The following is a 20973-nucleotide window of genomic DNA, read 5'->3' as shown; positions in this document are numbered from 1 at the left end:
TATAATCATCGGCACCGTTCGCATAAAAAGGAATTAAAATGAAAGATATATTAAACAGACTCATCAATCACGATGTTCTTCCCAAGGAAGTAGCCAAGGAAGTTTTGGTCAATATTGCAAAAGGAGATTACAACACTAGTCAGATTGCGGCTTTTTTAACCGTATATATGATGCGTAGCGTTACCATTGAAGAACTGGAAGGTTTTAGAGATGCTTTATTAGAATTGTGTTTGGCGGTCGATTTATCGGCATACAACCCTATAGATCTCTGTGGTACCGGTGGCGACGGCAAGGATACTTTTAACATCTCTACACTTGCAAGTTTTGTAACTGCCGGGGCCGATGTCAAAGTAAGTAAGCATGGTAATTACGGGGTATCTTCTTCTTGTGGCAGTAGTAATGTTATGGAATACCTGGGCGTTAAATTTAGTAATGAGCCCGATTTTTTAGAAAAATGCATCGATAAGGCTGGCATATGTGTTTTACATGCCCCTCTGTTTCACCCTGCCATGAAAAATGTAGCCCCCATTCGCCGAGAACTAGGTGTAAAAACCTTCTTCAATATGTTGGGGCCTATGGTAAATCCGGCTTTCCCGAATAATCAGACCGTAGGGGTGTTTAATTTAGAATTGGCTCGAATGTACGGGTATCTATATCAGAAGACCGATATAAATTTTACGGTATTACATGCCTTGGACGGTTATGATGAAATTTCATTGACCGGAGACACCAAAACCATCACCAATCATAGTGAGGGAATGTTAAAACCCTCCGATTTTGGAGTACCAACCATCTCCCAAAACGATATTACAGGAGGCGGAAGTATCGAAAAATCGGCCCAAATATTCCTTAACGTCCTGGAAGGAAAAGGTACGGAAGCTCAAAATAATGTTGTCTGTGCCAATGCTGGGATGGCGATTGCTACCGTAAAAGGCTTGAGTCCGTTGCAAGGTTTTGAACAGGCGATGGAATCCTTACAGAGTGGTAAGGGATTGGCTTCTCTTAAAAAATTACAGACATTAAGCGCACTATAAATTTAAACACTACCTCTCAAGGTTAAAAAAATGAATATACTCGATAAAATAGTCATTGACAAACGCAAGGAAGTAGCCTTAAAAAAATCTATCATTCCTATTTCCCAATTGGAAAACTCCGTGCTTTTTGATCGTCCTACCGTATCCTTGGCACAAGCCCTAAGGAACAGTGGTACGGGTATTATTGCAGAACACAAGCGCAGGTCGCCCTCTAAAGCTGTCATCAACCAAAACAGCAGTGTGAGCGAGGTAGCCGTAGGCTACGAGCATGCCGGGGTATGCGGTATGTCGGTACTAACCGATGGCAAGTACTTCGGAGGTTCTTTGGACGATTTGCTTCTTGCACGGGCCTCGGTACAACTCCCACTTCTTAGGAAAGAATTTATTATTGACGAATATCAGATCATAGAAGCAAAGGCCTATGGGGCCGATGTAATTTTACTGATAGCCGCAATTCTGAGCAGGGAAGAAATAAAAGCCTATTCTGAATTGGCCAAGCAATTGCAGCTCGACGTATTGTTAGAGGTGCATAATGAAGAAGAACTACACAAGTCTATTATGCCCAGCATAGACATGTTAGGGGTAAATAATAGAAACTTAAAGACCTTTGAGCTTAGTTTAGAAACCAGCAAATCTCTTTCTAGCTTAATCCCCAACGATTTTGTCAAGGTTTCCGAAAGCGGCATTAGCAATATACCCGCCATTAAAGAATTACAACCATATGGTTACCAAGGCTTTTTGATTGGAGAGAATTTTATGAAAACCGACACTCCCGGAAAAAGCGCTACTGACTTCATAAATCAATTAAAGTGATGAAACTCAAAGTATGCGGAATGAAATACCATGATAATATGTTGGCTGTCGCAAATTTACAGCCCGATTACATGGGGTATATATTTTGGGAACCTTCTTCCCGTTATTTTAATGGCAGCATGCCGAAGATTCCTGACAATATTAAAAAAGTAGGTGTTTTTGTCGACACCTCTCTTTCCGATATTATAAAAACTATTGCAACCTATGACCTACAGGCAGTACAGTTGCACGGAAAAGAATCGCCAGATTTTTGTAAGGCTTTAGGCGCTACAGCCCAGGGGATCGAAATCATAAAGGTATTTTCTATTAAAGACGATTTCGATTTTCAATTGTTAACTCCCTACGAAAAGGTATGCGATTATTTTTTATTCGATACCAAGGGAAAACTACCTGGAGGAAACGGCTATACATTTAGTTGGGAGGTTTTACAAAGCTACCCTTCCACCAAACCTTATTTTTTAAGCGGCGGTATTGGACTAGAAGAAGCGGGCAAGGTGGCCGATTTCCTTAGTAGACCTGAATCTGAATATTGCTACGCCATTGACGTGAACAGCAAATTCGAAATTAAACCTGGTGAAAAGGACATAGCGCTTTTAAAAGCATTTAAGCAAAACATATAAAAAGACCTTCCTTCTTTGGCCATCGTTATTGGCTAATAAAGTATAGGGATAAAACACTTTAAAGAATGAATTATAACGTAGACGAAAAAGGATATTACGGTGAATTTGGCGGAGCCTTTATTCCCGAAATGTTGTACCCCAATGTAGAGAACCTGAGACAGCAGTATTTAAAGGTGATGGCAGACCCTACATTTATCGCTGAATTTGACCAATTATTAAAGGATTATGTAGGTAGGCCTTCTCCCCTATATTTTGCCAAGCGCCTTTCGGAAAGATACAACACCAAAATATACTTAAAACGCGAAGACCTTAACCATACCGGTGCTCATAAGGTAAACAATACCATTGGGCAAATATTAATGGCCAAACGTTTGGGCAAGACCAGAATTATTGCTGAGACTGGCGCCGGACAGCACGGTGTGGCCACCGCTACGGTGTGTGCCCTGATGGGAATGGCATGTATTGTGTATATGGGTGAAATTGATATTGCCCGGCAGGCCCCCAATGTTGCTAGAATGAAGATGTTGGGTGCCGAAGTAAGGCCTGCCCTTTCCGGGAGCCGAACCTTAAAGGATGCGACCAATGAAGCCATTCGCGATTGGATCAATAATCCGGTAGACACGCATTATATTATAGGTTCCGCTATTGGCCCACACCCCTACCCAGATATGGTGACCAGGTTTCAGTCTATCATCTCCGAAGAAATAAAATGGCAGTTAAAAGAAAAGGAAGGCAAGGAAAACCCAGATTACGTGGTAGCCTGTGTTGGGGGTGGTAGTAATGCTGCCGGTACCTTCTATCATTTTTTACACGAAAAAGAAGTTGGTATCATTGCTGTTGAAGCGGCCGGAAAAGGTATTGACACTGGAGAAAGTGCCGCCACATCGGTACTGGGCAAAGAAGGTATTATTCACGGTTGTAAAACCTTATTAATGCAGACCCAAGATGGTCAGATCACAGAACCATATTCTATTTCTGCCGGCTTGGATTACCCTGGTGTTGGCCCAATGCATGCCCATTTGTACAAATCGGGACGGGCAGAATTTATTGCAGTAACCGATGATCAGGCCATGCAGGCCGGAATGCAACTCTCCAAATTAGAAGGTATTATTCCAGCCATAGAATCCTCGCATGCCTTTGCTGTTTTAGAAACAAAAACTTTTAAACCAGATGATGTGGTCGTTATCAACCTATCGGGGCGTGGCGATAAAGATTTAGGTACCTATATCGATTATTTTAAACTATAGATTGGATGGATAAACAAGGAGATAAGCTTATTTCCTTGTTTATCCCCCAACGACACTATTTCCAAAAAGATGAACAGAATAAATCAAAAATTACAAGAGGACAAAAAATTATTGTCCATATATTTTACAGCGGGATACCCTGCTTTAAACGATACGGTAAAAATCATTCAAGATCTCGAAAAAAACGGGGTCGATATGATAGAGATAGGATTGCCCTTTAGCGACCCCTTGGCCGATGGCCCTACCATTCAGGCCAGTTCTACCCAAGCATTAACAAACGGAATGACTACCGCTATTTTATTCGAACAGCTTAAAAACATCCGTAAATCGGTACGCATTCCTTTGATCATCATGGGGTATTTTAATCCTATTTTTCAATACGGCGTAGAAGCCTTTTGTAAAAAATGTCAGGAAATTGGTATAGACGGACTTATATTACCCGATTTGCCTTTAGATGTATATCAGGACCAATACGAGGATATTTTTAAAAAATACGGCCTTGCCCATATCTTTCTAATAACCCCACAGACCAGTGACGAGCGTATTCTAAAAATAGATGCTGCCTCGGACGGGTTTATTTATATGGTTAGTTCTGCCAGCGTAACCGGATCCCAGGATGGTTTTGGAAACACCCAAGAGCAGTATTTCCAAAGGATAGCCGATATGCACCTAAAAAACCCTCAGATTATCGGGTTTGGCATCAGCAATGCCGAAACTTTTCAGCAAGCCACGAAAACGGCCAGCGGGGCCATTATAGGTTCGGCTTTTGTAAAGCATCTCACCAACCATGGTGTAGAAAAGATTCCAGATTTTATAGAGGGAATTCTAGCTGTTAAACAATAAACATTTCCTGTTAAGGAATGCTATACCCGATGGTCCATTTTCTACAATACAGAAGTGGACCATAATGCTTTCATCTATAAGCTGCACACATAAAAGAGCTCACTTATCACTAATACTAATAACACAAAACCCTACCGCACCCCATATTTAACAGTCTATAACAAAGGTTTTATACTTCATTAACGGAAATATTGACAGCTTTTTTTTATGTTATAGGTGAACCTAAAAACATAAAATATATGGGAATAATTAGTGAAAACAGAAAGTTTAAAAGAAAAGTAACACAAGAGAATCCAACCAACCCTACTGGTAATACCAGCATTGAAACCAATAAAATTAATTTCGATGAAGACACCATAAAAAAACAACAAAACAAAAAGTAGGAAGTATCATAATAATAATAGGTCTATTTTTCAAAGGGAGCAAGCTTGTTCTTCATAATTTAGAAAAAAGCCTTATACTGCAACACCCGGAAATCGATAGTATTGAGTTCCGGGTGTTGTTTTTTCATTTCCTTATATGCCTGTAAACTCCCCACTGCCCTATTGGCTGCACCGGACGGGGCTATTAAGGACACGGTTTTTATTTGCCTTGTACTAATTTCTGTTTTAGCGCTTACTAATGGTTGTCTCCCCCTAGAAATCGCAATATCCAAGGCATTTGTAATTGGCAAGTCAAATTCATGGATACGAGGCACCTCATTGGACAGTAGTCTTAATCGCAATCCATTTTCTTTTAAATGTCTCCTGAAAAAATACTCAGGTCCATTTTTACTATTCCCTCCGGTAAATAAAAGGGTATTTACATTGGGATATTCTCGTAAGTATCCCAATAAATTCCGCAATTGGATATTTTCCATGCCGACATCGGAGGCATCAATCTTAGTTCTTTCTGCGCTTGCTACAATATCACAGATACCTATTTTACGTTGCCTCAAAAAATCGATCCGTTGTTGAGCCGCTTCCTCAGTTGTTTCAAACTTTAGATTCAGCTTAAAAATCTCATCTAATATAGGCCATAATTGCCCGTCCCTACTACCGTAACAAAAATCGACATCGCCTTCCTTTAAATCGCCGATGGTAAACCTTGGTGGCGGTAGGGTACCTACAATTAATTTAGTCGCCTCTTTAAATAAAAAAGGTTCGTACGGATGGGTATGTAAAAAAGGCGCCATGGGTGATTTTCAGTTTACTTTAAGACCAGCACCAAATCTTCGGAGTTTACCAAGGATCCGCCTTTTAACTGAATTCTATCTACTATTCCGGCTTCGGCTGCAGTTACGGTAGTCTCCATTTTCATAGCTTCTATGACAAATAAGGGTTGATTTTTTTTCACCTCTTCCCCCCTTTTTACCAGTACCGAAGATAGCATTCCTTGTAAAGGGGCACCAACTTCTTTGGTATTGGACATATCTGCTTTGGCATTTTCTACCTTTAATACTTTTACCGAACGGTCTTTGATGACCACGTTACGCATTTGTCCATTGACCTTAAAGAAAACATTTACATTTCCCGAATCATCTGGTTCTCCCTTTAACATCAAGGATATCAAAACATTTTTCCCCCTATCCAATTCTACCATAATCTCCTCCCCTATATCCATCCCATAGAAGAAGTTCTTGGTAGGAATACGCATTACATTCCCGTATTTTAAATGATTATTATAGGCTTCCGTAAAAACTTTGGGGTACAATTTAAAGGATAAAAAATCGGTGATCATCAGTTCACGTCCCATACCGTGGTTAAAGTCGCGCTTAAAAGCGGCAAATTCCTTTTCAAAATCTATGGCTTCTAAATGTGCATTGGGTCTTTCGGAATATGATTTTTGATCTTTGAGGACAAGTTTTTTTATATTTTCCGGAAAGCCTCCTACGGGCTGTCCCAAATCTCCTTTAAAGAATCCTATCACCGATTGCGGAAAGGAAATGGTGTCGCCTTTTTCCAAGACATCCGCAACCGTTAAGTTATTACTGATCATGTATTGGGCCATATCCCCGACTACTTTCGAACTAGGCGTTACCTTAATAATATCGCCGAATAAGGTATTCACTTCCCCATACATTTTAGTCACTTCAGGAAATTTGTCCTCCAATCCCAAGGCTATGGCCTGTCCTTTTAGGTTGGAATATTGGCCACCTGGAATTTCATGTTTATACACCTCTCCCGTACCCGATTTTAAGCCAGATTCAAAAGGGTAGTAATACTTCCGAACAGCTTCCCAATAATTAGAATACGCTGCCAATGTATCGGTATCGAATTTATTTTCGCGCTCGTGAAACCTCAGCATTTCTACCATGGCATTGAAGTTGGGCTGTGCTGTTAATCCGGATAGTCCTCCTAGGGCCACATCGACCACATCGACCCCTGCTTCTATTGCTTTTAAATAGGTTGCCGATTGTATGGAGGAGGTATCGTGGGTATGCAAGTGAATAGGAATATTTATTTCTGCTTTTAAGGCCGATATCAATTCATAGGCCGCATATGGTTTTAACAGGCCTGCCATATCCTTGACCCCCAAAATATGAGCCCCCGAATTTTCGATATCCTTGGCCAAGCGCAGGTAATACTTTAGATCGTATTTAGATTTGGAGGGGTCTAGAATATCGCCGGTGTAGCAAATGGAACCTTCTGCTAGTCCGTCTGTTTTAGTGCGGACATATTCTATACATGGGGCAATCGATTTCATCCAGTTCAGGGAATCGAAAATCCGAAAAACATCGATCCCGGAATTCCATGATTCTTCTACAAAGCGCTGAATCAGGTTATCGGGATATGCGGTATATCCGACACCGTTAGACCCTCTTATAAGCATTTGCAATAATATATTGGGGATAGCTTTTCGCAGCAGACTTAAGCGTTCCCAAGGGTTTTCTTGCAAAAACCGCAGACAAACATCGAAAGTCGCTCCCCCCCAGACTTCCATACTAAATACTTCTGGATGATTTTTGGCATAGCCCTCGGCCACTTTTAGCATATCTGCCGTTCTCATCCGTGTCGCCAACAAACTTTGGTGAGCATCGCGCATGGTAGTATCGGTAAAATGAACCTTCTTTTCTGCTTTTAACCATTGGGAAAAATTCTCTGGCCCCAGTTCAGTCAACAGATCTTTACTTCCTTTTGGGTACGCTTCGGTTTTTGAAAAGGCAGGTACCTTAGGTTTGGTAAATACTACGTTGGGCGTTATGTTTTTTACATCTGGATTGCCGTTGACGATTACCTCGCCCAAATATTCCAATAATTTATTGGCGCGGTTCCTAGATTCGATAAACTCGAATAAGCTGGGCTCGTTTTTTATAAAATTCACCGTCACCTTACCTTCCCTAAAAGTGGGATGTTTCAGAATATTATCTAGAAATGCCATATTGGTCTTCACCCCTCTGATACGAAACTCGGCCAAGGCCCTGCGCATTTTCCTGCAAGAGCCATCCAAAGTTCTACTAATGGCAGAAACCTTTACAAGCATAGAATCGAAGAAGGGAGAAATAGTCACTCCCTGATAAATACTTCCGGCATCTAGTCGGATCCCTAAGCCCGAAGCGCTCCTATAAGTAGTAACCACCCCGTAATCTGGTTTAAAATCGTTGGCAGGATCTTCGGTGGTTATCCGGCATTGCAGGGCAAATCCAGTTACCCGGATTGCATCTTGGTCTTGGATTTTAATTTGCTTATCGGACAATTTATATCCCCCAGCGATAAATATTTGGGTCTTTACCAAGTCTATATTGGTAATCATTTCGGTAACGGTATGCTCTACTTGTATTCTGGGATTTACTTCGATAAAATAAATACTCCCGTCCTCATCGAGCAGAAATTCGACCGTACCAATATTATTATAATCTACTGCCTTACAAATATCAATGGCATAGCGGTATAGCTGCTCTTTGGTTTTTTCTTCCAGGCCTACCGACGGGGCAAATTCTATTACTTTCTGATACCGGCGCTGCACGGAACAATCGCGTTCGTACAAGTGTACCATATTGCCGTGGGTATCGGCCACTATTTGAATTTCTATATGTTTTGGATTGGCTACAAATTTCTCTAGAAACACTGTATCATCACCAAAAGCATTCAGCGACTCACGTCTGGCCACATCGAACTCTTTTCGAAGGTCGTTATCGCTAAGGATCACCCTCATTCCACGTCCACCGCCCCCCGAAGCCGCTTTTAGCATCAGCGGATAACCGATTTTTGACGCTTCCGAGAGGGCGACATCTATATTGATCAGTGCTAGCTCACTACTTCTAATGATGGGGATATTATTGTCTACAGCTACCCTTTTCGCCGTTATTTTATCGCCCAAGGCCTTTAAAACAGCTACTTTAGGGCCTATAAAAATAATCCCATGGTCCTCACATTTTTGCGCAAATTTTGGGTTTTCAGACAAAAATCCGTATCCAGGATGTATGGCATCAACATTATTCTCTTTTGCCACCTGAATAAGGCTGTCCATATCCAAATATGGTTTTAATGGCTCATGGTCCTCTCCTATTTGGTAGCTTTCATCGGCCTTATAGCGATGTAGTGAATACCGGTCTTCATAGGTATATACCCCCACTGTTTTTATTCCTATTTCTACACAAGCTCTAAAAATCCGAATAGCTATCTCTCCTCTGTTTGCAACTAAAACCTTTTTGATATTCACGCTTATAAGTTTTTATTATAAATTCTTTTTTTGCTGGGCAGGACCAAAAACATTTATAATTTATACATTTTCATCCAATCAAGAGCCTTTCTAAAGCTACATTTTTTTATTTAAGAGATTTTATATCAACGTTTAACTTTCCTTAATGCCCGACAAAAAGCGTTCTATCGACTTCTAAGGAATATCGGTATGGATAAAAACCAAAAAACTACTTTTGAATGGACCTAAAACTTGACAATGGCTTTTAAAAAGTATAACTTCAAGAAAAATTTAAAATCCGAAAAATGGGAAAAGGCGATAAAAAATCGAAAAGAGGTAAGATTATCAATGGAACCTACGGGACAAGGCGAAAACGAAAGTTAAAAAGAAAGCCTTCTATTGAAGAAAAGATAAGTGTAGGCAAAAAAAAATAAGCCTCTGAGAGAGGCTTATTCTATTATGTATAACATTTTGTTTCTACCTGATAAATACGGGCTGATGCTCCTTTAAGGTATGTTCCTTACTGAACATATAGCCATCGCGGTCAAAAGCACGTATATCATCCAAAGTTGCGGCATCGGTGTCTAAAATATACCTCGCCATGGTACCACGGGCCTTTTTAGCATAAAAACTGATAATCTTTAAGTTATCGTTTTTCCACTCTTTAAAAACCGGGCTTATGACGGTCGCCTGTAATACTTTTGTATCTACGGCACTGAAATACTCGTTACTGGCCAAGTTTACCAACAACTCCCCTTCTTCCATTTCGGAATTTAATTGGGCTGTCAGTGGTGTTTTCCAATACTCGTATAAATTCTTCTTTCTTCCTACTTTTAATTGGGTCCCCATTTCCAATCGGTATGCCTGAATTAAATCTAAAGGTTTTAATACCCCATACAAGCCCGACAGTATCCTAAGGGTCCCCTGTAGCCTTTCCAATGCCGAAGTTGGTATACTATAGGCATCCAATCCTTGGTAGACATCACCATTAAAAGCATAAACGGCTGCCCTAGCATTTTCTGGCGTAAAGGGAGTAGAAAACGCTTGATTCCTTTCCCAATTTAATTGCGCCAAATTGTCCGAAATCCCCATAAGAGCTGATAGATCTTTGGGCTTTTTTTTGGCAAGTACCTTATTTAATTCTGCCGCTTGTTCTAAAAAAACCGGCAGGGAAAAGTCTTTTGTGGGTACTGTACTTTTTAAATCTAGCGACTTTGCAGGCGAAATTACTATTTTCATTATAATGCTTATCTTCTGTATTAATTCTTAATTTACCGTTGTTGGTACAAAACGACACTCAAAAATAACTTTCAAAACTTAGATTTCCCAAAAACCACCACTGTAGTTATCGATACGGAAATCAATTAAATCTATTCTGCTTGACTGTGTTTGGCGTAATGTCTCCATTTTTCGATACAACTAACCATATCTTCCGGAATTTCAGAATCGAACCTCATATATTCCCCACTCACGGGATGCACAAATCCTAAGGTTTTTGCATGCAGGGCCTGTCGCGGCAAAATTTTAAAGGCATTATCTACAAACTGTTTATATTTTGTAAAAGTGGTTCCTTTTAAGATCTTATCTCCGCCATATCTTTCATCGTTAAACAGGGTATGTCCTATATGCTTTAGGTGTACACGGATCTGATGCGTTCTTCCCGTTTCTAGCCTACAGGATATTAAGGTTACATAGCCCAATCTTTCTACCACCTTGTAATGGGTCACCGCTTCTTTCCCTTGCTCTCCTTCTAGAAACACCTGCATTTGCAGCCTGTTTTTAGGATTACGGCCAATATGTCCTTCTATAGTCCCTTCATCTTCTTCTACATTACCCCAAACCAAGGCTATATATTCGCGTTCGCTACTTTTATCAAAAAATTGCTTGGCCAGATGTGTCATGGCCATTTCTGTCTTGGCCACTACCAAGAGCCCCGAAGTATCCTTATCTATACGATGCACCAAACCTGGGCGTTCGTCGCTGTTCTTGGGCAAATTAGCACTGTGAAACAACAAGGCATTGATCAATGTACCGGAGTAGTTGCCATGTCCAGGATGTACTACCATACCGGCTGGCTTGTTAACCACCATCAGCGCATCGTCTTCATAAACAATATCTATCGGAATATCTTCTGGCACCAGCAACATCTCGTGTGGAGGATGCGCAAACATAACCCGCACATTATCACCGGCCTTTACCTTGTAATTTTGTTTAACAGTTAGTCCGTTAACCCATATATTACCATCTTTGGCTGCTTGTTGAATTTTATTTCTTGTAGCGTTTTCAATAAAATTCATTAAAAACTTATCTACTCTTAGGGGATCCTGACCTTTAGAGGCACTAAAACTAAAATGCTCAAAAAGTTCTTCTTCATTAAAATCCTTATCGTCTAATGTATCCATATGCTATTGTGAATCTGTTTCTACTGGGATATTTCCGGCAATATTACCGTTCCCACAAACCAATTCTATTTTTGAGGTCTTAGGCAATTTATCCCCAGGAGAAATACTCTTGCCTTTATATTTAATTTCGTACACCATATCTTTTCCCAATTTATCAATATAGCTCACCCGCTCTACCTCCAAGCCTACTGCCTTTAGCATGGCGCTTGCGTTCCTTTGGGTAACTTGAATAATATTGGGGATACTTACCTTTTGGTAGCCAGAAGGGTTTACGGTGATGTAGAGTTTTCTGTTTTCCTTGACCTTGTTCCCGGCAGGGGGATTTTGATCTATTATAGAAAACCGCGGATAATCGGGATTATAGTTAGCAGAATCTAACACTTCATATCTCAATTTTGCCTTTTCGACCACTGATCTCATCTCACTGATCGACATTTTAGAGAGATCCGGGACTTCTACAAATTCGCCGTGATTGGTAGAATTTTTCAGCCACTGCATGGCACCTATCACCAAAACCACCGTTACAATTAGCGCTAGCACCAATTGCACAAAAAATGATTTACTAAATAAAAATTTAAAAAAATTTCCCATGTTATATTTTATAGTCTGGCAAAGATAGAAAACCGAATGCTTTTTCTTTACTTTGAACACATGATATTTGTTTATTGATTTTACCCTTAACAGAACTATGAAAATAAATGTTGCGATCATAATGGGCGGCTACTCTAGCGAGTACAAAATCTCCCTAATAAGCGGCCAAGTTGTTTACGACTATTTAAACAAAGAAAAATTTAATGCCTTCAGAATCCATATTTTAAAGGAAAAGTGGGTGTATGTAGATGAGAACGATCGGGAACACCCTGTAAACAAGGACGATTTTTCGGTAGACACCCCCACTGAATCCATCAAATTCGACTGTGTTTTTAATGCTATCCACGGTTCGCCCGGGGAAGACGGCCTAATGCAGGCATATTTCGAACTTTTGGGCATCAAACAAACTTCATGTGACTATTATCAAGCATCCCTAACGTTTAACAAACGAGACCTGTTAAGTGTTTTAAAACCATATGGAATTAAATCGGCCGCGTCTTACTACTTAAATCTTGGAGATGAAATTAGGGAGGACGAGATTATTGCTGCCGTGGGACTTCCGTGTTTTGTAAAGGCCAATAAGGCCGGTAGTAGTTTTGGGATAAGCAAAGTCTATGAAAAAGAGGCTTTGGCAAAAGCCATAGAAAAGGCCTTTGCCGAAGATAATGAAATCATTATCGAAGCCTTTTTAAATGGTACCGAAGTGTCTGTAGGGGTCATCAAATATCAAGGTCAGACCAAAGTGCTGCCTATCACAGAAATTGTATCGGAAAACGACTTTTTTGATTACGCTGCCAAATACGAAGGCAAATCCCAGGAAATTACCCCGGCAAGAATAAGCGAACAACAAGCCTTACGAGTGGCAAACATAGCTAAACTAGCGTACGAGCGCTTAAAAATGCGTGGTTTCTCTAGAAGTGAATTTATTTTCGTCGATGACGAACCCTATATGTTAGAAATGAATACCACCCCCGGCCTTACCACCGAAAGTATCTTGCCACAACAGGCACAGGCTGCCGGTATTTCCTTGGCTGAACTTTTTGAAAGTGCTATTTGGGAAGCTTTGAAACAAAATAATTAACTTTAGGCTATATAAACCAAACCAATACGCCTTGTTCATTTTTAAGAACAAGGCTCATGACCACCTTTAACAAAGGTCAATTACAATCTCAGGTGGTCGCCCTAAAAAGAAAAATCAATGATAAGACGTGCAGTATTTCCAGGTTCTTTTGATCCTTTAACCTTAGGACATGCCGATATTATTCAAAGAGGCATTACTCTTTTTGATGAATTGGTGATAGCGATCGGCATCAATTCGGATAAAAAATACATGTTTTCCCTAGAAGAACGTAAAAAATTCATCACAGAAGCTTTTAAGGACGAACCAAAAATATCGGTTCTTACCTATGAGGGCTTAACGGTAGATTTTTGTAAAAAAATTAATGCTGGCTTTATTCTCAGAGGATTAAGGAATCCTGCGGATTTCGAATTTGAGAAAGCCATCGCACATACCAACAGAAAACTATCAGAAATAGAAACCGTATTTTTGCTTACCTCTTCGGGAAAATCATACATCAGTTCTTCCATCGTTAGGGATGTTATTAGAAATGGTGGCGACTATACCGGACTGGTTCCAGATTCGGTTCGATGGAAATAAGCTTTAGGGCTTTGGATATTTCCTAGAGATTAAAAAAAACGCATTCTTTTTTTTTGTGCAATTAGGCACTAAACCACTTATTATATGGAGTTCACAACAAAGAATTTCAATATTTATAAATTCTAACTAATTTTACAGAAACCATTAATCATGTTGAGATCCCCCCTCAAAGCCAATGACAACATATTAATCAGACAACTACCAACACCAATAGCCTTTATAAACAAGGATTTTAAGGTAGTGTTTGCGGCCGATAAATGGACTCAAGAATTTAATTTCAACCATGGTGAAGTTATTGACAAAAACCTTCGGGATCTTTTCGAAAAACTAGGAGACACTACCATAAAATCCCTAAGGGAATGTTTTCGCGGCCAACAGCCACAACCCAATATAGAGGTCTATACAGACCCTACTTTTAAGGAAAGCTATTTTGAGTGGTCTTTTTCCCCTTGGTACGATGAACATGGGAATGCTATTGGCGCCATCATTCAAACCGAAGATGTGGGGCAAAGAATAAAAAGTGACTTAGAAAAGGATAAGTTAGAATTCCTTCTTCAAGAAACCTCCCGTTCTGGAAAAATTGGAAATTGGGAGTATATTAAAACCCAAGAAACGGTCATTGGCTGTCCGGTCTTCAGGAACATATTGGAAATAGATGAGCATTTTGAGTTAAACTTAAACAACATCATAGATTTTTTCAAGTCGGGATACGACAGGAATACCATTTCCATGGCCATATTCTCTTCTACGGAAAACAAAACCTCCTGGAAGGAAAAATTACAGATTATCACCGCTAAAGGGAATTTAAAATGGGTAATGGTTTCCGGAAAACCATTTTATAAAAGCGGAAAATATGCCGGATTGATCGTGGTTACCCAAGACATTACGGACTTTGTACACAAGGAACAAAAAACCAAAGCCAACGAACATCTATTAAGAACCTTAATCAATAATATTCCGATACAAGTTCATATCAAGGACACAAAGTTTAGAAAAATTTTAGCCAATAAATCCGAACTACAATTCTGCGGATTTCAAAGCGATACTGATATTATTGGGAAAACAGATTTTGATATTTTCGATAAAGAAACTGCCCAAAAATATCGTGACCACGATTTGGAGGTCATGATTTCCCAAACCCCATCCTTAAATACGGAACTTATCCATAAGCATGCTGACGGAAGCTTTTCGACCTTTTTAACATCAAAAATCCCCTTAAAGGGCGAAAATGGTGAAATTACCGGTTTAGTAGGTATCAATATGGACATCACCGATCTTAAAAAAAAGGAAAAGGAACTAAAAACCCTCAATCACGTCACTACCCAACAAAATAAAAAACTCATTAATTTTGCCCATATCGTTTCCCACAACCTAAGATCCCATTCGGCAAATTTTTCCATGTTGCTCGATTTCCTGACCACTGAAGAAGATGAAGAAGAAAAAGCTAGAATTATGAAGATGCTAAGGGAATCTTCGGACAATCTTATGGAGACCCTACACAACTTAAATGACATAGTGACGATTAGTAGTGAGCAAACCTTATTGAAGAAAAAAATAAATATAAACGAAAAGATTCATTCAGTTTTAAAAAATATTTCTACCTTATTGGATCAAAATAAGGCAACCGTGGTCTGTGAAATTCCAGATGGCGTTTTTATAAATGTAATTCCCTCTTATTTTGAATCCATAATTTTAAGCATCTTAACCAATGCCGTTCGATTTAAAAAGCCAGAAATAGATCCTGTTATTAAAATAAGTGTTAATTATGTTCAAAATTATACTCAAATTAAAATTGAAGATAACGGCTTGGGCATTGACATGAAAAAAAATGGTCATAAGTTATTTGGCATGTACAAGACATTCCACAATAATACCAGCACAAAAGGGTTAGGATTGTTTATTGTTAAAAACCAAATAGAAGCCATGGGAGGGAAAATTAACGCACAAAGCCAAATTGATGTTGGCTCCACTTTTAATTTATACTTTAATGAAGAACATTAATACTATTTTCATTATTGATGACGACCCCATAACCGTTTATGGGATAAAAAAAATATTAAATTCCGTAGCGGTTTGTCAGCACATCCATGAGTTTAAGAACGGTCAGACAGCCATTGATGAGATCAGGAAAATAATTATTGAAAACACCCATTTACCGGAATTGATTTTCTTGGACATTAATATGCCCGTAATGGACGGATGGGAGTTTTTAGAGGCGTTTATCTCCTTGCCTATTTCCAAAAACATCAATATCAATATAGTTACTTCCTCTATTGACCAGTACGACAAAGAAAAATCGGAAAATTTTAAATCATTGACCCACCATCACATTGCCTTTAATAGCAAACCTATCCGAAAATCTGAAATTGAAGAAATCACCAAAGCAATTTAGAAATTACCTTCGTTTTTTTAATTAATTTTGATTGCTTGTTACAAGCGGAGCGTTAGGCTTCACCCCCACACATCACTCTATTTTTTAAGCTAATTACCAACATACTAAAACCACAACCCAGCTTTGAAGAGATTCCTCCTATCCCTATGTTTACTTTTTCATTTTTCCTCTTGCAAGGATAAGGATACAAAGGAGACCACTACTTTCAAAACCGTATTTGAACAAAGCAAAGGCGAGGAAACAGCCACTTACGACCAAACCATAGCCTTTTATAAAGCGTTAGCGAAAGAATTCCCCCAAGTTGGTATACGGAGCGTAGGAAGTACGGATAGCGGCTTGCCGTTGCATATGGTGACTTTTAATGCGGAATCGGAGTTTAACTTCCAAAAAATAGGCAAAACCAAAACAGTCATTCTAATTAATAACGGCATACACCCCGGAGAGAGCGATGGAATTGATGCTACTATGATGCTCTTCAGGGATTTGGCGCTAAAAAAAATATCGTCACCAAAAAACACTGTAGTCGTCACCATTCCTATTTACAATATTGGTGGGGCTCTAAACAGAAACTCCTTTACTAGGGCCAACCAAAACGGCCCCAAATCTTATGGTTTTAGGGGAAACACCAAAAATTACGACCTGAATCGCGATTTTATCAAAACGGACACCAAAAATATGCACAGTTTTGCTGCTATTTTTCATATGATAAAACCCGATATATTTATCGACAACCATGTAAGCAATGGTGCCGATTACCAATATACCCTCACCCATCTCTTCACTCAGCACAATAAACTAGACGGAGCATTAGGCGAATACATCCACCAGGAAATGATGCCTTCCCTAGAAAAATCACTAGCTAAAGTGCAATGGGATATAACACCCTATGTCAACGTATTTAATGAAGTACCGGAGAAAGGCTTTTCCCAGTTCATGGATTACCCCCGATATTCTACTGGTTATGCAAGCCTGTGGAATACCTTAGGGTTAATGGTCGAGACCCATAGGCTTAAGCCCTACCCCAAAAGAGTTGAAGGCACCTATGTGCTGATGACAAAGATGCTAGAAATTGCGGATCGCGACACTAAAAAAATAAAACAGTTAAGAGAGAGGACCTTTGAATCCTACCTAGAAAAACAAGACTACCCCATTCAATGGGCCATTGACACTACCAAAAGCACTACCCTTCGGTTCAAAGGGTTTGAAGCCGATATCATTCCTAGCGAAGTCACTGGTTTTCCTCGACTTAAGTACCATCGGGACAGACCTTTTACAAAAGAAGTCGAGTATCAAAATTATTTCACCCCTACCAAGACGGTAAAGATTCCCAAGGCCTATATCCTAAAAAAGGGCTGGGATAGGATCCTTGAACTATTTAGCGTAAACCAAATAAGCTTTGAGACCTTAAAAAAAGACAGCAGCATTACCGTTGAGGCTTATAAGATTAAAACTTATGATACTTACAGCCAGCCTTACGAGGGCCACTATCCCCATTACAACACCCAAGTAAGCTCTAATCTCCAAAAAATAAACTTTTCTGCCGGCGATATTATAGTGCCGACCAATCAAAAAGGGGTGCGCTATTTACTAGAAACCCTAGAACCAGAGGCCACGGATTCTTTTTTTAATTGGAATTTCTTCGATGCCATTCTGCAACAAAAAGAGGGGTTTTCGCCTTATGTTTTCGAAGATATAGCCACAGCACTCCTACAAGAGGATATACACCTAAAAGAGCGCTTTAATACCAAGAAAGAAAACGACAGTCTTTTTGCAAATAGCTGGTATTCGCAACTAGACTGGATTTATAAACAGTCGCCATATTACGAACAAGCCCATATGCAATACCCTATATACCGGATTTTAAAGGAATAAGGATTAATCTTCGAAAAGAATCCTAATATTGGCATAGGAATTTTCCAAGGCCTTTTTTATTTTTTTAGGCCCTTTCCATTTTACTTTTTCAATCCCTTCGTCTACCTGGCCGGTAAGCTCGCCTTTGTAAGTAGTATTCATGGCAAACCAATGAACTTCTTTTAATTTATATACCCCATTGCGCTTGAACAAGTGGTAGGTAGTTCTTAGGAAATTCTCAATTTTCAGGCCTTTTACCCCTGTTTCTTCCTCAACTTCCCTAATAGCACACTCCTCAATAGACTCTCCCTTATCGAGTTTTCCCTTGGGCAAATCCCATTTATTGTTCCTATAAATAAAAAGAACTTTCCCTTCTTTGTTGGTTACCACCCCTCCCGCAGCCACTACAATCGGAATTTTCTTGGAAAATTTCTTCAAAATCTCCTCATGGTTAGGATGATAAACAAAAGCCTGGCCTAATTTTTTGTTCACCAAAGAATCTATGGCTTCATTAATAGCCGTACCGTTTAATAAAAAATATTTATTATTTGCAGCGTCTGACAGCTTATTTGTTAAAATCAAAGGTGACTCATTAACAAAAACTTTATACATTTGCGTTATGATTTTAGATAAAGACACTGCGAAAAAAACAGCAGAACTTCTGCTACAAATTAATGCAATAAAGTTGAATCCTGAAAATCCATTTACATGGGCTTCAGGATGGAAGTCTCCAATTTATTGCGATAATAGGATTATTCTCTCTTATCCTATAATAAGAAACTACGTAAGAGAGCAAATGGCAAAACAGCTAGAAAACCTATATGGGAAACCCGATGTCATCGCCGGAGTTGCTACGGGAGCTATCGGTATTGGTATGCTGGTAGCCGAATACCTAGGTTTACCTTTTGTATATGTCAGGCCCGAACCAAAATCTCATGGTCGTCAAAATCAAATTGAGGGACATTTAGAACCCAACCAAAATGTAGTGGTCATAGAAGATTTGATCAGTACCGGTAAAAGTAGCTTAAATGCCGTCGAAGCCCTAAAAAACAGTGGTGCCAACGTTAAGGGAATGATCGCTATATTTACGTATGGCTTTGATGTTGCCAATGAAAACTTTAAAAACAGCAATTTAGATTTACATACTTTAAGCGATTATGAGCATCTAATTCAACAAGCTTCGGACACCAACTACATTAAGGAAGAGCAATTAAATACACTTTTAGAGTGGAAAAGCAACCCTTCAACCTGGAAACAATAATACTATGCATCTAGAAACACCCATTAAAACGGTATCAAAAAGCAGTAAAGAAGTTTTTGATTTTCTTAGTGATATTAAAAATTTCGAAAAATTGATGCCTGAAAATATCAGCAAATTTGAAATTTTAAACGAAAACAGATTTCTTTTTGCCTTAAAAGGGATGCCGGAAATTGTTTTACAAAAAAAACAAGAAACTCCAAATTCTCAGGTAGTATTGGGTGCAGCCAGTGAAAAACTGCCATTTACCCTTACTGCAGACATCAAGGAGATCGATGCCAACAAAAGCGAAGTATCCCTTAGCTTTGAAGGCGATTTTAACCCTATGATGGCTATGATGATTAAATCGCCTATCACTAATTTCATAGGAACTTTATCAGACAATCTCAGTAAGCTTTAAATAGCTTTACTATTTCATAAGTGATTTCGGGAGTTTAATATAAAAGCTTTACCTCTTTTAAATTAAACTCCTTTTTTATATTGTCCTCCAAAAGAATTATTAGTGTGCCAGAGTCGGACACACCATTAATAAAGCCCATAAACAGCTCCCCATTCTCATCCTTAAAGGTCGAGGGCTTATCTTTTCGAAACAACAGACTTTCATAATAGGATTTCAGTTGATCGACTCCTTCTTGTTCAAATGCTACAAAAAGCACCTTTAACTTTGCGACAATAGCCTGCAGCAATTCTTCCAGATCAAAATGCACCCCCATCAATAACTTTAAGGACGATACATTTGCCAGGGCATTAAATTCCAATTGATTTACATTTAAGCCTATTCCGATAATAGCCGACTGTATATTATGGCCAGATAAAATATTTTCTATTAGAATTCCACATATTTTTGAATGACCTGACATAATGTCGTTAGGCCATTTTATCCTCAAATCTGGCACCTGATACTGCTCTAGCACCTCATAAATAGCTATGGAGACCAATATATTTAAATTAAACTGCTCCGTTACATTTAGCGAACCGAGGTTATTCAACACACTAAAGGTTAAGTTCTTACCAGGCGCTGCCTCCCAGGTTGTGCCCATTTGCCCCCTGCCTTTTAACTGGGCATCCGTTGTCACTACGGTAAAATCGGCCTGTTTTTGTACCGACAACAATTCCTTTAAAAAGGCGTTTGTGGAATCTGTGGCACTAAGTTTGATTAATTGCATGTACAATCTTATGGAAAATTCTATAATCTATTGTTAAAAACAATAGTTAAAAAAACAAAAAAACAATAACTTTGTAAAAATTAAATTTTTTGAATGCAAAATAGAAAAAGTAGTGTAGATGAGTTAATTGCTTTAATTTTAACTGGAATAGAAGATGTTAAAGGGCACGATATAAATATACTTGATCTAAGAGAAATTGAAAATACGGTTTGTGACTACTTTATAATTTGTAATGGTACTTCCAACACCCACGTAAACGCCATAGTAGGCTCCGTCCAAAAAACAGTAAGCAAGGCCATCCATGACAAGCCTTGGCATGTCGAAGGATCCGATAACGCCGAATGGATATTAATGGACTATGTAAATGTCGTTGTACACGTGTTTCAAAAACATGCGCGAACTTATTATGACATTGAAGGACTTTGGGGCGATGCCAAAGTCACCTCCATTGAAAGTAGTTTCAATCAGTAAAAATATAT

General features: G+C 39.1%; 22 protein-coding genes. 15 read left to right on the top strand and 7 right to left on the bottom strand.

Features of this window, described 5'->3' with window-relative positions; translation table 11 throughout:
• Nucleotides 1–38 precede the first annotated feature (38 nt).
• The 6 genes from trpD to HCG49_RS16045 all read left to right on the top strand — a co-directional run bounded on the left by trpD (nt 39) and on the right by HCG49_RS16045 (nt 4940).
• Nucleotides 39–1034: an anthranilate phosphoribosyltransferase gene (trpD, locus tag HCG49_RS16070; RefSeq protein ID WP_168470551.1), complete on the top strand. Its 996-nt coding sequence runs from the start codon at nt 39–41 to the stop codon at nt 1032–1034.
• 30 nt (nt 1035–1064) lie between these two features.
• Complete coding sequence (trpC, locus tag HCG49_RS16065; protein WP_168470550.1) at nt 1065–1847, top strand: indole-3-glycerol phosphate synthase TrpC; 783 nt, start codon at nt 1065–1067, stop codon at nt 1845–1847.
• Nucleotides 1847–2467 (top strand): phosphoribosylanthranilate isomerase, encoded by a 621-nt coding sequence (locus HCG49_RS16060; RefSeq protein WP_168470549.1) that lies wholly within the window; start codon nt 1847–1849, stop codon nt 2465–2467. The genes trpC and HCG49_RS16060 overlap by 1 nt, the downstream gene beginning before the upstream one ends.
• A 65-nt stretch (nt 2468–2532) precedes the next feature.
• The gene (gene trpB / locus HCG49_RS16055; protein WP_168470548.1) at nt 2533–3714 is read left to right on the top strand and encodes a tryptophan synthase subunit beta; all 1182 of its coding nucleotides are present in this window, start codon (nt 2533–2535) and stop codon (nt 3712–3714) included.
• A gap of 69 nt (nt 3715–3783) precedes the next feature.
• Nucleotides 3784–4557, top strand: a complete 774-nt coding sequence (gene trpA / locus HCG49_RS16050) for a tryptophan synthase subunit alpha (protein ID WP_168470547.1) — start codon at nt 3784–3786, stop codon at nt 4555–4557.
• A gap of 239 nt (nt 4558–4796) precedes the next feature.
• Nucleotides 4797–4940, top strand: coding sequence for a hypothetical protein (locus HCG49_RS16045; protein ID WP_168470546.1), 144 nt, complete (start codon nt 4797–4799; stop codon nt 4938–4940).
• Between the two features lie 59 nt (nt 4941–4999).
• On the opposite strand, the gene HCG49_RS16040 is transcribed toward HCG49_RS16045, so the two are convergent.
• Nucleotides 5000–5731: a uracil-DNA glycosylase family protein gene (locus HCG49_RS16040; protein WP_168470545.1), complete on the bottom strand. Its 732-nt coding sequence runs from the start codon at nt 5729–5731 to the stop codon at nt 5000–5002.
• A gap of 14 nt (nt 5732–5745) precedes the next feature.
• The gene (locus tag HCG49_RS16035; protein WP_168470544.1) at nt 5746–9198 is read right to left on the bottom strand and encodes a pyruvate carboxylase; all 3453 of its coding nucleotides are present in this window, start codon (nt 9196–9198) and stop codon (nt 5746–5748) included.
• 284 nt (nt 9199–9482) lie between these two features.
• Here HCG49_RS16035 and HCG49_RS18875 point away from each other — a divergent pair, with 284 nt between their 5' ends.
• A complete protein-coding gene (locus HCG49_RS18875) occupies nt 9483–9611 on the top strand; it encodes a 30S ribosomal protein THX (protein ID WP_168470543.1) in 129 nt (42 codons plus the stop codon).
• A gap of 43 nt (nt 9612–9654) precedes the next feature.
• Here HCG49_RS18875 and yaaA read toward each other — a convergent pair whose 3' ends face one another.
• From yaaA to HCG49_RS16015, 3 genes are all read right to left on the bottom strand, one after another.
• Nucleotides 9655–10416, bottom strand: a complete 762-nt coding sequence (gene yaaA / locus HCG49_RS16025; protein ID WP_168470542.1) for a peroxide stress protein YaaA — start codon at nt 10414–10416, stop codon at nt 9655–9657.
• Nucleotides 10417–10547: 131 nt separating this feature from the next.
• The gene (locus tag HCG49_RS16020; protein WP_168470541.1) at nt 10548–11579 is read right to left on the bottom strand and encodes an RluA family pseudouridine synthase; all 1032 of its coding nucleotides are present in this window, start codon (nt 11577–11579) and stop codon (nt 10548–10550) included.
• A gap of 3 nt (nt 11580–11582) precedes the next feature.
• Nucleotides 11583–12170, bottom strand: a complete 588-nt coding sequence (locus tag HCG49_RS16015; protein ID WP_168470540.1) for a PASTA domain-containing protein — start codon at nt 12168–12170, stop codon at nt 11583–11585.
• A gap of 97 nt (nt 12171–12267) precedes the next feature.
• On the opposite strand from HCG49_RS16015, the gene HCG49_RS16010 reads away from it, so the two are divergent.
• The 5 genes from HCG49_RS16010 to HCG49_RS15990 all read left to right on the top strand — a co-directional run bounded on the left by HCG49_RS16010 (nt 12268) and on the right by HCG49_RS15990 (nt 18091).
• A complete protein-coding gene (locus HCG49_RS16010; protein WP_168470539.1) occupies nt 12268–13251 on the top strand; it encodes a D-alanine--D-alanine ligase in 984 nt (327 codons plus the stop codon).
• Between the two features lie 120 nt (nt 13252–13371).
• Nucleotides 13372–13827 carry a pantetheine-phosphate adenylyltransferase gene (gene coaD / locus HCG49_RS16005; RefSeq protein WP_168470577.1) on the top strand — a complete coding sequence of 152 codons (456 nt, stop codon included), beginning with the start codon at nt 13372–13374 and terminating at the stop codon, nt 13825–13827.
• Nucleotides 13828–13977: 150 nt separating this feature from the next.
• Complete coding sequence (locus HCG49_RS16000; RefSeq protein ID WP_168470538.1) at nt 13978–15828, top strand: PAS domain-containing protein; 1851 nt, start codon at nt 13978–13980, stop codon at nt 15826–15828.
• Nucleotides 15815–16219, top strand: a complete 405-nt coding sequence (locus HCG49_RS15995) for a two-component system response regulator (RefSeq protein ID WP_168470537.1) — start codon at nt 15815–15817, stop codon at nt 16217–16219. Before HCG49_RS16000 ends, HCG49_RS15995 begins: the two co-directional genes overlap by 14 nt.
• Before the next feature lie 123 nt (nt 16220–16342).
• Nucleotides 16343–18091 carry a M14 family metallopeptidase gene (locus HCG49_RS15990; RefSeq protein ID WP_168470536.1) on the top strand — a complete coding sequence of 583 codons (1749 nt, stop codon included), beginning with the start codon at nt 16343–16345 and terminating at the stop codon, nt 18089–18091.
• Nucleotides 18092–18094: 3 nt separating this feature from the next.
• Here the strand turns inward: HCG49_RS15990 and HCG49_RS15985 are convergent, their stop codons facing one another.
• Nucleotides 18095–18682: an NUDIX hydrolase gene (locus tag HCG49_RS15985; RefSeq protein WP_168470535.1), complete on the bottom strand. Its 588-nt coding sequence runs from the start codon at nt 18680–18682 to the stop codon at nt 18095–18097.
• A 7-nt stretch (nt 18683–18689) separates the two neighbouring features.
• Here HCG49_RS15985 and pyrE point away from each other — a divergent pair, with 7 nt between their 5' ends.
• Nucleotides 18690–19331, top strand: coding sequence for an orotate phosphoribosyltransferase (gene pyrE / locus HCG49_RS15980; protein WP_168470534.1), 642 nt, complete (start codon nt 18690–18692; stop codon nt 19329–19331).
• A 4-nt stretch (nt 19332–19335) separates the two neighbouring features.
• Nucleotides 19336–19728, top strand: a complete 393-nt coding sequence (locus HCG49_RS15975; RefSeq protein ID WP_168470533.1) for an SRPBCC family protein — start codon at nt 19336–19338, stop codon at nt 19726–19728.
• A gap of 34 nt (nt 19729–19762) precedes the next feature.
• Here the strand turns inward: HCG49_RS15975 and HCG49_RS15970 are convergent, their stop codons facing one another.
• Nucleotides 19763–20494 carry a biotin--[acetyl-CoA-carboxylase] ligase gene (locus HCG49_RS15970; RefSeq protein ID WP_168470532.1) on the bottom strand — a complete coding sequence of 244 codons (732 nt, stop codon included), beginning with the start codon at nt 20492–20494 and terminating at the stop codon, nt 19763–19765.
• 93 nt (nt 20495–20587) lie between these two features.
• Here HCG49_RS15970 and rsfS point away from each other — a divergent pair, with 93 nt between their 5' ends.
• On the top strand, nt 20588–20965 hold the full coding sequence (rsfS, locus tag HCG49_RS15965; protein WP_168470531.1) for a ribosome silencing factor: 378 nt from the start codon (nt 20588–20590) through the stop codon (nt 20963–20965).
• Nucleotides 20966–20973 lie beyond the last annotated feature (8 nt).

The sequence above is a fragment of the Arenibacter sp. 6A1 genome (assembly GCF_012272855.1).
Taxonomy (GTDB): Bacteria; Bacteroidota; Bacteroidia; order Flavobacteriales; family Flavobacteriaceae; genus Arenibacter.
Note: the sequence above shows the minus strand (reverse complement) of the source record. Positions and strands in the feature narration are given on the sequence as shown.

Excerpts from the sequence above, each read along its gene's own strand:
- trpD (WP_168470551.1), top strand. The coding sequence starts at position 39 with ATGAAAGATATATTAAACAGACTCATCAATCACGATGTTCTTCCCAAG.
- trpC (WP_168470550.1), top strand. The coding sequence starts at position 1,065 with ATGAATATACTCGATAAAATAGTCATTGACAAACGCAAGGAAGTAGCC.
- HCG49_RS16060 (WP_168470549.1), top strand. The coding sequence starts at position 1,847 with ATGAAACTCAAAGTATGCGGAATGAAATACCATGATAATATGTTGGCT.
- trpB (WP_168470548.1), top strand. The coding sequence starts at position 2,533 with ATGAATTATAACGTAGACGAAAAAGGATATTACGGTGAATTTGGCGGA.
- trpA (WP_168470547.1), top strand. The coding sequence starts at position 3,784 with ATGAACAGAATAAATCAAAAATTACAAGAGGACAAAAAATTATTGTCC.
- HCG49_RS16045 (WP_168470546.1), top strand. The coding sequence starts at position 4,797 with ATGGGAATAATTAGTGAAAACAGAAAGTTTAAAAGAAAAGTAACACAA.
- HCG49_RS16040 (WP_168470545.1), bottom strand. The coding sequence starts at position 5,731 with ATGGCGCCTTTTTTACATACCCATCCGTACGAACCTTTTTTATTTAAA.
- HCG49_RS18875 (WP_168470543.1), top strand. The coding sequence starts at position 9,483 with ATGGGAAAAGGCGATAAAAAATCGAAAAGAGGTAAGATTATCAATGGA.
- yaaA (WP_168470542.1), bottom strand. The coding sequence starts at position 10,416 with ATGAAAATAGTAATTTCGCCTGCAAAGTCGCTAGATTTAAAAAGTACA.
- HCG49_RS16020 (WP_168470541.1), bottom strand. The coding sequence starts at position 11,579 with ATGGATACATTAGACGATAAGGATTTTAATGAAGAAGAACTTTTTGAG.
- HCG49_RS16015 (WP_168470540.1), bottom strand. The coding sequence starts at position 12,170 with ATGGGAAATTTTTTTAAATTTTTATTTAGTAAATCATTTTTTGTGCAA.
- HCG49_RS16010 (WP_168470539.1), top strand. The coding sequence starts at position 12,268 with ATGAAAATAAATGTTGCGATCATAATGGGCGGCTACTCTAGCGAGTAC.
- HCG49_RS16000 (WP_168470538.1), top strand. The coding sequence starts at position 13,978 with ATGTTGAGATCCCCCCTCAAAGCCAATGACAACATATTAATCAGACAA.
- HCG49_RS15995 (WP_168470537.1), top strand. The coding sequence starts at position 15,815 with ATGAAGAACATTAATACTATTTTCATTATTGATGACGACCCCATAACC.
- HCG49_RS15985 (WP_168470535.1), bottom strand. The coding sequence starts at position 18,682 with ATGTATAAAGTTTTTGTTAATGAGTCACCTTTGATTTTAACAAATAAG.
- pyrE (WP_168470534.1), top strand. The coding sequence starts at position 18,690 with ATGATTTTAGATAAAGACACTGCGAAAAAAACAGCAGAACTTCTGCTA.
- HCG49_RS15975 (WP_168470533.1), top strand. The coding sequence starts at position 19,336 with ATGCATCTAGAAACACCCATTAAAACGGTATCAAAAAGCAGTAAAGAA.
- HCG49_RS15970 (WP_168470532.1), bottom strand. The coding sequence starts at position 20,494 with ATGCAATTAATCAAACTTAGTGCCACAGATTCCACAAACGCCTTTTTA.
- rsfS (WP_168470531.1), top strand. The coding sequence starts at position 20,588 with ATGCAAAATAGAAAAAGTAGTGTAGATGAGTTAATTGCTTTAATTTTA.